At 35.9% G+C, this 14,800-nt stretch carries 11 protein-coding genes; 9 read left to right on the forward strand and 2 right to left on the reverse strand.

All coding sequences use genetic code 11. From position 1 onward, the window contains the following. Position 1: 1 nt before the first annotated feature. Positions 2 to 676 carry a DUF969 domain-containing protein gene (locus LpgJCM5343_RS09080; RefSeq protein WP_003649806.1) on the reverse strand — a complete coding sequence of 225 codons (675 nt, stop codon included), beginning with the start codon at positions 674 to 676 and terminating at the stop codon, positions 2 to 4. A gap of 163 nt (positions 677 to 839) precedes the next feature. Here LpgJCM5343_RS09080 and LpgJCM5343_RS09085 point away from each other — a divergent pair, with 163 nt between their 5' ends. The 3 genes from LpgJCM5343_RS09085 (at position 840) to LpgJCM5343_RS09095 (ending at position 4,417) form a co-directional block, all read left to right on the forward strand. Further along, a complete protein-coding gene (locus tag LpgJCM5343_RS09085; RefSeq protein ID WP_039157851.1) occupies positions 840 to 2,291 on the forward strand; it encodes a PTS transporter subunit IIC in 1,452 nt (483 codons plus the stop codon). A gap of 115 nt (positions 2,292 to 2,406) precedes the next feature. Further along, entirely contained in the window at positions 2,407 to 3,861 is a 1,455-nt protein-coding gene (locus LpgJCM5343_RS09090) for a PTS galactitol transporter subunit IIC (RefSeq protein WP_003650634.1), read from the forward strand. A gap of 46 nt (positions 3,862 to 3,907) precedes the next feature. Continuing rightward, on the forward strand, positions 3,908 to 4,417 hold the full coding sequence (locus LpgJCM5343_RS09095) for a DUF1440 domain-containing protein (RefSeq protein ID WP_101891038.1): 510 nt from the start codon (positions 3,908 to 3,910) through the stop codon (positions 4,415 to 4,417). A 16-nt stretch (positions 4,418 to 4,433) separates the two neighbouring features. Here the strand turns inward: LpgJCM5343_RS09095 and LpgJCM5343_RS09100 are convergent, their stop codons facing one another. Next, positions 4,434 to 5,081, reverse strand: a complete 648-nt coding sequence (locus LpgJCM5343_RS09100) for a CPBP family intramembrane glutamic endopeptidase (RefSeq protein ID WP_049161027.1) — start codon at positions 5,079 to 5,081, stop codon at positions 4,434 to 4,436. Positions 5,082 to 5,161: 80 nt separating this feature from the next. Between LpgJCM5343_RS09100 and LpgJCM5343_RS09105 the strand changes: the two genes are divergently transcribed. The 6 genes from LpgJCM5343_RS09105 to cydC all read left to right on the forward strand — a co-directional run bounded on the left by LpgJCM5343_RS09105 (position 5,162) and on the right by cydC (position 14,789). Then, the gene (locus tag LpgJCM5343_RS09105) at positions 5,162 to 6,283 is read left to right on the forward strand and encodes a YdcF family protein (protein WP_101891037.1); all 1,122 of its coding nucleotides are present in this window, start codon (positions 5,162 to 5,164) and stop codon (positions 6,281 to 6,283) included. Positions 6,284 to 6,295: 12 nt separating this feature from the next. Beyond that, complete coding sequence (locus LpgJCM5343_RS09110; RefSeq protein ID WP_113576211.1) at positions 6,296 to 8,635, forward strand: ABC transporter ATP-binding protein/permease; 2,340 nt, start codon at positions 6,296 to 6,298, stop codon at positions 8,633 to 8,635. Between the two features lie 162 nt (positions 8,636 to 8,797). Next, a complete protein-coding gene (locus LpgJCM5343_RS09115; protein WP_077959244.1) occupies positions 8,798 to 10,189 on the forward strand; it encodes a cytochrome ubiquinol oxidase subunit I in 1,392 nt (463 codons plus the stop codon). Beyond that, positions 10,189 to 11,211, forward strand: coding sequence for a cytochrome d ubiquinol oxidase subunit II (gene cydB / locus LpgJCM5343_RS09120; protein WP_077959245.1), 1,023 nt, complete (start codon positions 10,189 to 10,191; stop codon positions 11,209 to 11,211). The genes LpgJCM5343_RS09115 and cydB overlap by 1 nt, the downstream gene beginning before the upstream one ends. 18 nt (positions 11,212 to 11,229) lie before the next feature. Then, positions 11,230 to 13,047: a thiol reductant ABC exporter subunit CydD gene (gene cydD / locus LpgJCM5343_RS09125; protein WP_101891035.1), complete on the forward strand. Its 1,818-nt coding sequence runs from the start codon at positions 11,230 to 11,232 to the stop codon at positions 13,045 to 13,047. Beyond that, positions 13,044 to 14,789, forward strand: a complete 1,746-nt coding sequence (gene cydC, locus LpgJCM5343_RS09130; protein ID WP_113576210.1) for a thiol reductant ABC exporter subunit CydC — start codon at positions 13,044 to 13,046, stop codon at positions 14,787 to 14,789. The genes cydD and cydC overlap by 4 nt, the downstream gene beginning before the upstream one ends. Positions 14,790 to 14,800: the final 11 nt, after the last annotated feature.

Here is a 14,800-nt window from a genome sequence, read left to right on the forward strand (position 1 = left end):
TTTATTGACCCTCCCATTTCTTCATCTGACGGTCAAAGTAAAGATTATAAGCAAAGACTAAAACAAAAGTAATAATCGCAATTGGAATCGTATTAAGCACAATTCCAACCGGATCAACCTTATAGCCAAGCGACTTCATTGTTGAAGAAATTAAAAGCACACCACCTGAAGCCACAAACAAGTTTTGAGCAAAGAAGTTACCAAAGTTATCAACTGCTGCACTACGACCCTTAATTAAGTCAATCTCTGACTCAGTTAATTTCTTCTTATCTTGGTCTTCAGCAGCAGCAATTACCATTGGCGCAATTAATGGACGAACGAATTGAACTTGTCCTTGAAGAGAAATTCCAAAGACACCAGCTAATTCACGAATTAAAAGATAGATATTTAAAATCTTTCCAGCAGTTAATTTCTTCAACTTTTTAATCGCATTAACTGCATAATCTCTTAACCCATGAGATTCAACTAGTCCAATCATTGGTAAAGTTAAGAAGAACAAACTTACCATTCGGTTGTCTACAAAACTCTTTCCAATTACTTCCAGCAACTTAACAAAATCCATTCCTGAGAATAGTCCCGTTACAATTGCTGCGATAACTACAACTGCGGTTGTGTCCCACTTTAGGACAAAGCCGACCACAATTATTAATATTCCTAACAGCTTTAAATATTCCATACTACCCCTTCCTTAAATAAAAAATAGAAAAATACTATAAAAGTATTATACAAAATATAATAAAAAAATACGAAGATTAACCTGCTCTTAGCATTAAGTAACTTGCTTGACCCCCCCATCTGGATATACTTATGTTATTAGTTACAAGGGATGATCACCATTGATGAATACTATTAATTTTTTCTTTAATTCTTTTGGTACAACGATAGTTATACCAACAACAATTTTTATCATCGCTTTATTCGTAGGGTATGATCCTAAGAAAAGCTTGCTTTATGGTCTTTATGCAGGAATTGGTTTGACTGGTTTTTCATGGATTATCAATCAATTTACTCCAATAGTTATCAAAATTGTTTATAAAATGGTCAACAACACTGGAATTAAAAGCCCCATCGTTGACATAGGCTGGGAGGCTGGAGCAGTTGCCAGTTTTGGATCAGCTATTGGTTTAACATTTTTTATATTTGGACTATTGGTAGAAATAATCTTATTTGCTACAAGAATTACAAAAGTCTTCATGCCATCCAACTTATGGAATAACTTTGTTTTTATGCTCTGGGGAAGTCTGGCATTCTACGTTACTCATGATTGGTGGCTTTCCTTAGGGCTTTCATTCTTCATGCTTCTCTACACGCTACTTTTTGCCGAAATTCAAGCAGACCGTTGGTCAACTTACTATAAAAGCAAAAACATTACTGTTTGCTCCGCACAAAATATAGTTCAAACAATTCCCGCTATTTTACTTGATCCGCTTTGGAATCGACTAGGTTTTAATCGAACTACTCTCACACCAACCACCTTAAAGCATAAGCTAGGAATATTTGGTGAATCTCCAATTCTAGGAGCTGCTTTAGGACTATTTATCAGCCTAATTGCAAATATCAAAGAGCTCAACCAAGTCAGTGCTTGGGAGCAAATCTTTCAATTTACTATTCAATTATCAGCTGTAATTACCATTTTTCCTCTGATTGCAACAGTCTTTAATATGGCCTTTACTCCTTTGGCTGAACAAATAGATAAAAGTCGTAAGCAAAAGCAAAAATCCAATTCTGGCATTGAAATAAATCCAATTCATGATAAAAAAAGATGGTTTCTGGCAGTTGACGATAGCGTAGGATATGGTGAATCGGCTACTATAATTTCAGGAATAGTTTTAATTCCAATTATGCTTATCTTAGCTTTCCTTTTGCCTGGCAACAAAACTTTGCCAATCGTTGATTTGGTTTTACTTCCATTTATGGTGGAATCAATCGTGGCAATAACAAATGGTAATATTCTAAAAGTTATCGCAACTAGTATAGTCTGGTTTAGTTTAGGACTTTATACAGCTAGCTGGTTAGGGCCAATCTATACTCATGCTATTGCTCATTATGGCGTAACAATTCCCTCTGGCATTATTCTAGTCACTAGCTTTAGTTTGATGGCTCAACCTTTTAATGCATTGATCTTTACTGCCTTTATTTCTCGCAATCCTTTTTGGATTAGCTTATGTATTATCATTTATTTAATTTTATTATTTATTCTTAGACGATATCGTTCACAAATTTGGATTTACTTAAACAAGATGGCTGCTAAAAATATCCAGATAAAGCATAAGTCATCTTTTCAAAAATAAAATAATTTAAACTTACTAGCACACTGATATACATAATTCTAATTATTAGCCTTCTTTTTTCTTCTTTTCTATACTAAGATTGGATGCTTGAGATGGAAAGAAAAGAGGCAAACTAATGCTAAACAATATTCATACTTTTTTTAATGCCTTCGGTGCCACAGTGATTGTTCCTGTTATGATCTTTATCATTGCCTTATTTTTAAAAGTAAAACCTAAAAAAGCAATGATGTGCGCACTCTATGCAGGAGTTGGCTTAACTGGATTTTCTTGGATCATTAATGAGTTTACTCCTGTAGTGACAAAGATTGTCCGGCAAATGGTTGATAATACTGGAATTAAATTGCCTATTGTCGATATTGGCTGGCAGGCTGGTTCTCTTGCAAGTTTTGGATCTCCAGTTGGTTTAACCTTTTTTGTCTTTGGACTAATTGCAGAATTTATTTTGTTTGCTGTTGGCGTTACTAAAGTTTTTATGCCCTCAAATCTTTGGAACAATTTTGGTTTCATGATTTGGGGTACATTAGCTTTTTATGTAACTCATAATTGGTGGATCTCCCTTGGATTATCCTTTTTCATGCTGCTTTATACCTTATTGTTAGCTGAAATCCAAGCGGACCGTTGGTCAAGATACTACAAGATTGAAAATACTACTGTTTGTGCTGCTCAAAATATCGTCCAAACAGTTCCAGCTATTCTGCTTGATCCGCTTTGGAATATGCTTGGCTTCAATAAGGCAAATCTAACCCCAGCAGCCTTTAAAAACAAATTTGGCGTCTTCGGTGAGCCAACCACATTAGGAGCTATCCTAGGAATAGTAATTGGTATCTTAGGCAATCTTAAAGATTTAGCTACCATCAAAGCTTGGGGGCAAATTTTCCAATTTGCCATTCAATTATCAGCTGTGATGACCATCTTTCCTTTAGTTACTAATGTCTTCAGTAAAGCTTTTACTCCGCTAGCCAAGCAGATTGATCAAACAAGAAAGCAAAATGCTAATCAGCAGCCAGAAGTAGATCCAGTTCATGATAAAAAGCGCTGGTTCTTAGCAGTTGATGACGGTGTAGGATATGGTGAATCAGCTACGATTATTTCTGGCATAATCTTAATCCCAATCATGGTTGTTATTGCTTTTCTTTTACCTGGAAACAAAACGCTTCCTGTAGTTGATTTAATCTCACTACCGTTTATGGTTGAATCAATTGTTGCTATTACTGACGGCAATATCTTAAAAGTTATTGCAAACGGCGTTATCTGGTTTAGCTTAGGTTTATATGCTGCTAGTTGGCTTGGTTCAATTTATACGGGTGCTATTTCTCAGTATGGCGCTGCTATCCCAGCCGGAATTGTCTTAGTAACTAGTTTTAATTTGATGGCTCGGCCTCTTAACGCTTTAGTCTTTGCCGCCTTTATTTCACAAAATCCGCTCTGGATCAGTTTATGCATCATTGTTTATTTAGTCCTGTTATATATTTTAAGAAAATATCGTTCACAAATTTGGATCTACTTAAACAAGATGGCTGCTAAAAATGTTCATGCAAAGGAAGACCTTAAATCATCCCCTAAGGACTGAATTTGTTACAATAAGAACAAAGGACCTACAAAAGGACGTGAAGATAATGTCAAAATTTAGTTGGAAAAATGTATTAATTGCAGGTACTGCTGCTGGTGTTATTTCTGGATTAGTTAAGTTAGGCTGGGAAAATATTCTCCCTCCAAGAACACCAGAGAGAAATAAAACCAATCCACCACAAAAATTACTTGAACAAATGGGTGTACCCGCTAAATTAACTCACGCAACTTACACTTATTCTGGTGAAAAATTACCATGGGTAAGCTATCTAGTTCACTTTGGATTTTCTATTTCCTTTGCAACAACCTATGCTGCCTTGCTCGAAAAGAAGGTTAAGTGGCTAACTGTTGATCAAGGAGTTCCATTTGGTTTAGCAGTTTGGATTGCTTTTCACTTAGTAATCATGCCATTAATGAAGACTGTTCCTTCTCCTAAAGACCAGCCACTAGAAGAACATGTCTCAGAAGCACTAGGCCATATTGCTTGGATGTGGACTAATAATGAAATTGCAGAAGTTGTCTTAGAACAATTAAGACATAATAAAAAGGAGCATTAGTGCTCCTTTTCTTTTACTATAAAATTGAGAGGATATTATTTAGCATATGCGTTAAGATCGAATATCTAATATCCTTTGTTTCCACATATGTCCATGCAAGGATCATTCCCATTACCCAGTAGAGATAAATAAATTTACTAAACATTGGATCATGACCATAAGCAAAAACAAAACCACTTGCTACAACGCCAACCCACTTATTAAGGTTGTTATCTGCTGGGAAGAAAGTATTAAAGAATAGCGCTCTAAAAATGAATTCTTCACAAATTGGAGCTACTACAACAAGCAAAATATTAAACATCGGCGATGCTACTTTCCTAACCTCGTCAAGTTCTGCTTGGTTCTGAGAAACAGTATTTCCGCCAATCAATCTAATATAAGCTACTTGAAAAATTACCAGAGCAAAAAAGGCAGCTACTGCGATAATAATTCTCTTCACATCCCAGTGCGGTTTAGCATTAAAGAACCAATCATTTTCCTGCTTAAGCTCTCTTTTATAAATCCAATACATCCAGTAAATCACCGCTACCGTTAAAACGGCTAGAATAATTGCAAATAATAAGTTCACCTTTTTTTGTGCGTATCCTAATTGCAAAACTGTATAAAACACAAAGGCAATAATAATTACTGCTAAATTACCTAAAAAGCGTAAAAAAGTCTTCATTCGAACACTTCCCCTAATTGAAATTACCTACTTTTTTTTCTTTATAATTATTTATCAAAAAGACATAAGGACATTTAATCATGCAATCACAACTCATGCAATCTTTACATCAATTTCTTAATTTTACCATGCATCATAGAGTAACAATTACTACTTTATTGATGTTTATGTTTTTATTACTATTTTTATTTTCCTGGCTAATTGAGCCGCGTCGCTTAATTAATGGATTAATCTTTACAGCATTTGGGCTTACATTTTTGACTTGGGCAGCAATATTGATCTTTTCACAGCATAATGTTATCTTCACCTCTTCATTTTCATTTATAGCCTTGGCTTTCTTGTTTGGGATTTTTTTCCTAGTTACATTCTCATGGATTTTCTTTCTATGGAATGCTTATTTTGTCTGGAAATATGAAAGTCACTCGCTTCCAAACCTTTTAACTCTCATCATTGGATTGTTCTTAGTAGGATTATGGACGTTATATCGTTTAGGCGTCTTTCATAAGCTACCAAGCTGGCTTCACTCTTTAGTTGCCGGCGCAGCTTTAATTGCTTTTTATTTATTGTTTGTAATGTACAATTTCTTACTTAACCTAGTCTTATATCAGATTGTTCCGCGACGCTACAAACAAGACTACTTAATCGTTTTAGGCGCAGGTCTTATTAATGGTAAAAAAGTTTCACGACTTCTTGGCTCAAGAATTGACCGTGCAATTGCCTTTTCTAATAAACAATATGATAAAGGCCACAAGCGCCCTAAATTGATCATGTCTGGTGGACAAGGTAAAGACGAAGATTTGTCAGAAGCAGAAGCAATGAAAGATTATGCAGTTAAACGCGGTTATGACCCTGATTTAATCTTACTTGAAGACAAATCAACCAATACTTATCAAAATATGGTCTACTCTAAAGCTGTTGCTATCAAAGATTATGGCAATGAAAAGTTCAAGGTAAAATTTTTTACTAATAACTATCATCTTTTTAGAGCCGGATTGTATGCGAAAATGGCGCATTTAAAGGCTAACGGTATCGGCGCAACAACTAGATTTTATTTCTTGCCTAATGCTACTATCCGTGAATTCGCTGGTGTCTTTATCATGCATAAGAAGCGCCACTTTGTTATTATTGGGTTAATTGCAATTCTATTTATAATTCAAGCAATATTCGCTCTATTAGGTTGGAGCAAATACATAATTGCTTAGAAGGGAATAAACATGCTACAGCTTTTACATTTAAAAAAGACATATCATGTCGGAGACACTGTTACACATGCTCTTAATGACGTTACAATCAACTTTCGTAACAGCGAATTTGTAGCCATTCTAGGTCCAAGTGGCTCTGGAAAAACAACACTTTTAAACGTAATCGGTGGCTTAGACCATTACGATTCTGGTGACATCATCATTAACGGTAAGTCTACCAAGAACTTTTCTCAAACTGACTGGGATGCTTACCGTAACAATTCTGTTGGCTTTATCTTTCAAAGCTACAATTTAATTTCTCATCTTTCAATCATTGAAAATGTTGAACTTGGGATGACGCTTTCTGGCGTAAGTAGCAATGAACGCCATGAAAAAGCGGTTGCTGCTTTAAAGCGTGTTGGCCTTGGCGATCATTTAAAAAAGCGTCCTAACCAATTATCGGGTGGACAAATGCAACGTGTCGCTATTGCCCGGGCAATAGCTAATGATCCGGATATTCTTTTGTGTGACGAACCAACTGGTGCTTTAGATACTAAGACTAGCGAAAGTATCATGAAGTTAATTAAAGAATTGAGCCATGATAAGTTAGTCATCATGGTAACTCACAACCCAGAATTAGCCGAAGAATATGCTAGCCGAATTGTTCATTTTCAAGATGGTAAAATTCTCAGCGATTCAAATCCTTTTGAACCAAAGAAAAAAGTAGCAGACACCTTTAAACTCAAAAAAACGAAGATGTCTTACTGGAATGCACTAAAGTTAAGTTTTACTAACATTATGACTAAAAAAGGCAGGACCTTTTTAACTGCCTTTGCTTCCAGTATCGGAATCATTGGAATTGCAATTGTCTTAGCCTTGTCTCATGGTTTTCAAAAGCAAATTAACGACACAAAGAGCAAAACGTTAGCCAAGTTTCCGATTTCTATTTCACAAACAGCAACCGATATGAATGCTGCTACAAGTCGAAACGAATCAGATAAAAACGTCAAAAATAAGGGCTATTTAGTTGCGTCTAAGCCTGACAATGAAAAGAATACGCACGAAAACAAAATCACCCAGTCTTACATTAATTACGTCAAAAAGATTGATCCTGATTATGCTAACAATATTTCCTTCATCCGTGGCACTCAGCTTAATCTTTTAACTAATGATAATGGAAAAATTAAACACGTAGAGTTTTCTAATGTTAATAATTCCGGTTCAGCTATTGCAAGTGCACAGCTACAGGGAATGAACAGCGTTGGGATTAATACCAGCGTCTTTCCAAAAACACTCGATTCAAAGCAAGGAACATTTTTAAAAGATAATTACCAAATCCTTGCTGGATCATGGCCTAAGTCAAACAATGATGTAGTTCTCGTTTTAAATAATAAAAATCAAGCCAACATTAACGCACTTAAGAATTTAGGTATTTCAATTAAAGATGGTCAAAAGTTAGAACTTAATAAAATTGTTGGTCGAACTTTTAAAGTGATCAATAATAACGATTACTACCAAGAACTACCTACTGGCAACTTTGTTCCGCAAAAAGCTTCTAAGTCAATGTATGATTCAAGCAATTTAACTCTAAAGTTAACTGCTGTCATTCGCGGTAAAAATAATAGTCAAATGGCTCTTTTAGATAACGGAATTGCTTACAGCGATGGTTTGACGCAAGAAATCATTAAACAAAATGAAAATTCAAACATTGTTAAAGCTCAAAAAAATAGCTCAACTAACGTCATGACTAATCAGCCAATGAACAAAAATCAAAAAGAGCAATTCATTGCTTCTCTAGGTGGCTCTAGCATCCCTAGCGGTATTCTTATTTATCCAAATTCCTTTAAGTCAAAAGATAAAGTACTTGATTACTTAGACAAATACAATAAAGGAAAGGCGAAAAAGAACCAGATTATTTATACTGATATGTCAGGTACAGTAACTAAATTAACTGGTGGTTTGCTTGATGGTATCACCGATGTTTTAGTTGCCTTTGCTGGAATTTCATTAGTAACCTCTATGATTATGATCGGTATTTTAACCTACACTTCTGTCTTAGAACGAACTAAGGAAATCGGTGTGTTAAAGGCTCTTGGAGCTAGAAAGCGCGACATTACTCGTGTCTTTGATGCAGAAACATTTATTTTAGGACTCTTTTCTGGTATTTTAGGTATTTTCATTGCTTACCTATGTACCTTCCCAATTAATGCTGTTTTATACGCAATTACTAATATGAGCAACGTGGCTCAGCTTGATCCAACGCAAGCTTTAATCTTAGTAATTATCAGTACTATTTTAACTATGCTTGGTGGACACATTCCTGCTAGAATGGCAGCTAAGAAAGATGCCGCAATTGCATTAAGAAGTGAATAAAAAAACAGGACTTCAACTTTGAAGCCCTGTTTTTTTATTCTATTTTTAAGCAAGCTAAAATTTATAAACTTATTCTTATATATTATTGAAAACGTCATCAAGAAAGTATATGCTTAAGGTAACAGATGTTATATATGTGGATATAGAAATAGGTGAATGAAAATGTTATCGGGTGTAACAATGTTAGATCTTGCCCGCTTCCAATTCGCAATGACTACAGTATTCCACTTCTTCTTTGTTCCCTTCTCTATCGGGATGGGATTCATTGTATCAATCATGGAAACACTCTATGTCGTTAAAAAGGACGAAGTATATAAAAAGATGGCTCAGTTCTGGGGAAAAATTTATCTCTTGAGCTTTGCTGTCGGGGTAGTTACAGGTATTATTCAGGAATTCCAGTTTGGAATGAACTGGTCTGACTACTCTCGTTTTATGGGAGATATTTTTGGTGCTCCATTAGCTATTGAAGCCTTACTTGCTTTCTTTATGGAATCTACTTTCATTGGCTTATGGATGTTTACTTGGGATAAGTTTAAGCCAGGTCTTCACTGTGCTTTAGTTTGGATTTCCTTTATTGGTTCTATGTTAAGTGCAATTTGGATTTTAACGGCTAATGCCTTTATGCAGCACCCTGTTGGTTATGTCATTAAAAATGGTAAAGCACAGATGGCTAGTTTCTGGGCTTTAATTGCAAACGAACAACTTTGGGCTAGTTTTCCACACGTAGTAATCGGTGCGATCGTTACTGCCTCATTTGTAGTAATTGGTATGGCTGCCTTTGGTTTACTTAGAAAACGCGATGTCAACTTCCACAAGAAGTCAATGCGTGTTGCCTTGTGGATTGCTTTATTTGCCTCAATTGCTGAAATTGGTGCTGGTGACTACCAAACTCAAGTTGAAATTCATGAACAACCAATGAAGTTTGCTGCAACTGAAGGTGTTTACGAAACTACTGGTGATCATGCACCTTGGGATATCGTAGCTAACTTAAATACTAAAGAACATAAAAATGAAGGTGCAATTTCTATTCCTGATGTTTTAACTATTCTTACTTACCATAAGACTAGCGGTTCTATTAAAGGAATGAACCAAATTAATAAGGAATTACATGCTAAATATGACAAGAAATTTGGCAAGGACATGAGCTATTATGTTCCTGTTAAGACCTTGTTCTACAGCTTCAGAATTATGGCAGGCTTTGGTGCCTTATTCGCATTACTTTCAATCCTAGGTTTAATTTGGACTCGTCCAAAGAAGAACACAATTGAAAATAAGCGTTGGTTCTTATGGATTTTAGGTATTTCTACCTTCCTTCCATTTGTTGCGAATACTTGTGGTTGGTTCATTACAGAACTTGGTCGTTTCCCATGGACTGTTTATGGACTCTTCACAATTGCAGACTCAATTTCTGCAAGTACAACAACCGGCGAGCTTTGGTTCACGAATATTATGTACTTCCTAATCTTCTCAACTCTTGGCGGAGTAATGATCTATTACTGCAAACGTCAACTTGACATGGGTGTAGCTGGTGCACTTGAAAGGGGTGCATACTAATGATCGACGGAATTGATTTTTTACAGTTGCTTTGGTTCTTATTAATCGGCCTCTTATTCATGATCTTCTACTTCACTGAAGGTTTTGATTATGGTGTAGGAATGGCAACTAAGTTTTTAGCAAGAAATGATCAAGAAAAGCATCTCATGATGGAAACCATCGGACCTCACTGGGATGGAAATGAAGTATGGTTAATCACTGCTGGTGGTGCTATGTTTGCTTCATTTTCTGACTGGTACGCAAGTCTATTTAGTGGCTATTACATTTTGCTATTCTTTACTTTATTTGCTCTAATCATCAGAGGTGTGTCATTTGAATTCTCTGCTCATGCAGAAACTGAACATGGTTTTAGAATTTGGACTGGCGCTCTATTTTGGGGCAGCTTATTAGCACCATTTTTCCTAACAATGATGTTTGGTAGCTTGGTTCAAGGTGTGCCAATTGATGCTCAAGGAAATATGAGCTTAAGTTTCTGGAATATTGTTAACCCACTATCAATTGTTGCTGGTGTCGCTGGCGTACTTCTTTGCTTAATTCATGGAATTAACTTCTTAAGACTACGAATTGATGATCCAGAATTGAGCGAGCGAGCTGCTAGTTTAAATGAAAAGCTTTACCTTATAGCCTACTTAGGTGAAGTTGTCTTTGCCTTGCTAGTCTTCTTCCAAACTGATTTCTTTAAGCTAAGACCAGTTTCTTCAACAATCATTACTTTAATTATTGTTGCCCTAACTGCTTGGTCAGATATTTCTTTGATTAAGAACAAACAGGTAGCAGCTTTTGTAACAAGTGGTTTAACTTTAGTGGCTGTCGTTGGACTCTTGTTCAATGGACTTTTCCCACGCGTTTTAATCGCAACTGATTCAGCACACTCACTCTTGATTAAGACTGCTGCTAACTCTAAATTGACACTTGAGGTAATGACAATTGTTGCTCTTATTCTCTTGCCAATTGCCTTGGTTTACATCATCTGGTCATATGTAGTCTTTAGACGGCGGATTAAGGTAAATCAAAACGCTTAATCTAGAACAGGAATAAAAATGATTGATAAACGACTTTTCAAATTACCAAAAGCCAAAATCATGCTCGCAATGCTTGCAGGACTAATGTTCTTGCAAGCATTTGCTATTTTAGGACAAGGTATTTTTCTTGCCCGAGCAATTGTTGGCTCTTGGAAACAGCAACCTTTTACTGAAATAGCACAAGATGTGTTACTTTTTTTGATCTTCTATTTATTACGGCAAGGTATCAACTGGTTTCAAAAATGGTACATGAACCGTTATGCAAATCAAACAACTACACTTTTGCGCCAGCAACTACTTAATAAAACCTATGATGGCGGAATTGCACTAGTATCAAGAATTGGAACTGGTAACTTAGTTTCTACTTTACTAGATGGAATGGATGAGATTTCTAACTATCTATCTTTGATTTTTCCAAAATTAATTGCACTTGCAATTGTTCCTTGGGTTATTTTGATCTATATCTTTACCTTAAATGCCCTATCTGGCTGGATTTTATTGCTAGTCTTTCCTCTACTAATCTTATTTATGATTATTTTAGGGACAGCAGCACAAAGTAAAGCTAGTAAGCAATACGCAGGCTATGTTAAGTTGCAAAATCATTTTGTCGACGCCTTGCGTGGCTTAAGTACTTTAAAAGTTTTAGGACTTGCTAGAAGATATGGCAATATTGTTTACAAGAACAGCGAAAACTATCGTAAAAAAACAATGGGAGTTTTAAGAGTGGCTATCTTGTCTACTTTTACACTTGATTTCTTTACAACTTTGTCAATTGCGATGATTGCCATGTTTCTTGGAATTGGCTTAATCAACGGCAATTTGGTTCTCTATCCTTCGCTAGTTATTTTGATCTTATCACCCGAATATTTTTTACCTATTCGTGATTTTGGTAATGACTTTCATGCAACATTAAACGGTAAAAACGCGCTTGGACAAATTTTTGATATTTTAGCTTTTCCTACTACACCGCAAGAGGATCAGTTATCCAGTTTCACGTGGAACAACGATAGCACTTTAGTAGCTAAGAATCTTTCTTTTAACTACAGTCATGTTGATCAAAGTAAGTTCACTGTTAATAAAAATGCTAAAATGAGCGGCGTCGTAAAAAAGAAAACGATGCATAAAACAAGCCAACATACCGCTGATGAATTACGTAATATCAATTTGAACCTTACTGGTTTTCAAAAAGTCGGCATTATTGGGCCAACTGGAGCTGGCAAGACAACTTTAATGCGAATCCTAGCTGGTTTCCTTACCCCGCACCTTAAAGACGATAACTTCACTATCAATGGACAAACTCTTACTCAACTCAATCAAAAGAATTGGCAAAATCAAATTACTTATATTCCGCAAGATCCTTACATGTTCGCTACTAGTATCAAAGACAATCTAACTTTCTATAACCCAAATGCCAGCCAGGAAGAGATTGATGCAGCTTTAAAGGCAACTGACTTAGACAACTTCGTGGCCAGCTTAAAAGATGGTTTGAATACTAAAATTGGCGAAAATGGACGTGGCATTTCTGGTGGTCAAAAACAGCGAATTGCCTTGGCACGCGCATTTTTAGCAAAAGACCGCAAGATTTTATTCTTCGATGAACCAACTGCTCACCTTGATATTGAAACTGAATACGAATTAAAGCAACCAATGAAAAAACTAATGGAAAATCACCTAGTTTTCTTTACAACTCACCGTCTGCATTGGTTAAATGACATGGATTGGTGCTTAGTTATTGAAAATGGAGAAATCGTCGAACAAGGTACTCCTGCAGATTTAGCAAAAAATGGAACTGCCTTTAAGAAACTCACTAAGCCACTGAAAGAAGACCAACTATGATGAATAAAAAATTTTCTTGGAAAAATGATCACTGGATTAAACCATACCTAGCCCAATATAAATGGAACTTTCTCTTAGCAATTTTTCTAGGCGTAATCATGTTCTTTTGCGGTGGTGCCCTTATGTTTTATGCTGGCTATACCATCGATAAAGCCGCTACACGCCCAGAAAACATTCTAATGATTTATGTACCAATAGTTTTAATGCGGGCTGTTGGTATTGGTCGTCCTTTATTTAGATATTTAGAACGTTTAGTATCCCACAACTGGATTTTACGTGTTACTAGTTCTTTAAGACGAAGACTGTTTTACATTGCCGAAAGAAATACTTCAGCTGTTGGTTCAAGCTTTCAAACAGGAAGTATTTTATCGCTTTTAACTGATGACATTGGTCACTTGCAAAATCTTTATCTAAGAACTATTTTCCCTGCAATCTTGAGTTACTTAGTTGGTTTCTTTGTAGTAATTTTGCTGGGGCTCTTCTCCTGGCCTTTAGCTGGAGCAATCGCAATTTTATTAGTTGCGGAATTAGTATTGGTTCCCTTATTCTCCCTCTTAAAACAAGCTGCTGTTCGCACTAAAGAGAAAGAAGAAAAAGCACAACTTTACACTGAATTTACTGACCAAGTTTTAGGAGCTGGGGACTGGAAAATTTCTGGTAGACGGGATGCCTTTTTTAATCAAACTAAAGAGACTTTAAAATCTTTAGGCCAACATGAAAAGAAGTCTGGAAAGTTTGATTGGGCTAGAGACTTCGGTCTTGAGTTCATCTTTGGCTTGATGGCAGTTGCGCTTCTTTATTTCACGAACCAAACTCTTACCAATAATCAAGAAGCAGCAAACTATGTTGGAGCAGTTGTCTTAGCTCTCTTTCCTTTATCAGATGCCTTTATTCCAGTTGGTCAAGGAATTGAAGAATGGCATACATATAGCGATTCTGTAAAACACTTAAATGAATTAAAGGTACCAGAGAATCGTTTGCCTGCTCAGCAATATCTCGATCCTGCTTTTGCAGGTACTTTAAGAGTATCGGATATTTCATTCACTTATCCTAAAGAAGACTATCCAATTATTCAAAATTTCTCTCTTACTCTAAAAAGAGGACAAAAAGCTGCTTTAATCGGCCCATCAGGTGCTGGTAAAAGTACTATTTTGCAATTAATCTTAGGTGATTTAAAACCTAACCAAGGGACTGTGACACTCGATCATTTAAACGTTCTTAAACTTCAAAGGGAACGCTCAAAGTTATTCTCTGTTCTAAATCAAGAACCATTTTTGTTTAATACAACTATTTATGAAAATCTCAAAATGGCTAACTCAGATGCTACTACAGATCAAATGATGGAAATTTTAGAAAAGGTCCAGCTAGCTGATTTTGTTAATTCACTTCCTAAGAAGTTAGACACAGAAGTAGCTGAAGCTGGAGCGCGTTTTTCAGGTGGTCAGAAAGAGCGTTTAGCATTAGCACGTGTACTTTTACAAGACACACCAATCGTCCTCTTAGACGAGCCCACTGTTGGTTTAGATCCTCTTACAGAACAAAAACTTTTAAATTTAGTGTTTGAAGTTTTAAAAAATAAGACAGTAGTTTGGGTAACGCACCATCTACAAGGTGTAAAATATATGAACGAAGTTCTCTTCTTTAAAGATGGCAAAGTCACAATGCAAGGAAATCCACATGATCTCTTTAAACATAATGAACATTTCCACCAACTTTATTTAATGGATCAAGGACTAATCTAAAAAATAGAAAG

Source organism: Lactobacillus paragasseri, from assembly GCF_003584685.1.
Classification (GTDB): Bacteria; Bacillota; Bacilli; order Lactobacillales; family Lactobacillaceae; genus Lactobacillus; species Lactobacillus paragasseri.

Excerpts from the sequence above, each read along its gene's own strand:
- cydC (WP_113576210.1), top strand. The coding sequence starts at position 13,044 with ATGATGAATAAAAAATTTTCTTGGAAAAATGATCACTGGATTAAACCA.
- cydB (WP_077959245.1), top strand. The coding sequence starts at position 10,189 with ATGATCGACGGAATTGATTTTTTACAGTTGCTTTGGTTCTTATTAATC.
- LpgJCM5343_RS09105 (WP_101891037.1), top strand. The coding sequence starts at position 5,162 with ATGCAATCACAACTCATGCAATCTTTACATCAATTTCTTAATTTTACC.
- LpgJCM5343_RS09095 (WP_101891038.1), top strand. The coding sequence starts at position 3,908 with ATGTCAAAATTTAGTTGGAAAAATGTATTAATTGCAGGTACTGCTGCT.
- LpgJCM5343_RS09090 (WP_003650634.1), top strand. The coding sequence starts at position 2,407 with ATGCTAAACAATATTCATACTTTTTTTAATGCCTTCGGTGCCACAGTG.
- LpgJCM5343_RS09100 (WP_049161027.1), bottom strand. The coding sequence starts at position 5,081 with ATGAAGACTTTTTTACGCTTTTTAGGTAATTTAGCAGTAATTATTATT.
- LpgJCM5343_RS09085 (WP_039157851.1), top strand. The coding sequence starts at position 840 with ATGAATACTATTAATTTTTTCTTTAATTCTTTTGGTACAACGATAGTT.
- LpgJCM5343_RS09110 (WP_113576211.1), top strand. The coding sequence starts at position 6,296 with ATGCTACAGCTTTTACATTTAAAAAAGACATATCATGTCGGAGACACT.
- LpgJCM5343_RS09080 (WP_003649806.1), bottom strand. The coding sequence starts at position 676 with ATGGAATATTTAAAGCTGTTAGGAATATTAATAATTGTGGTCGGCTTT.
- LpgJCM5343_RS09115 (WP_077959244.1), top strand. The coding sequence starts at position 8,798 with ATGTTATCGGGTGTAACAATGTTAGATCTTGCCCGCTTCCAATTCGCA.
- cydD (WP_101891035.1), top strand. The coding sequence starts at position 11,230 with ATGATTGATAAACGACTTTTCAAATTACCAAAAGCCAAAATCATGCTC.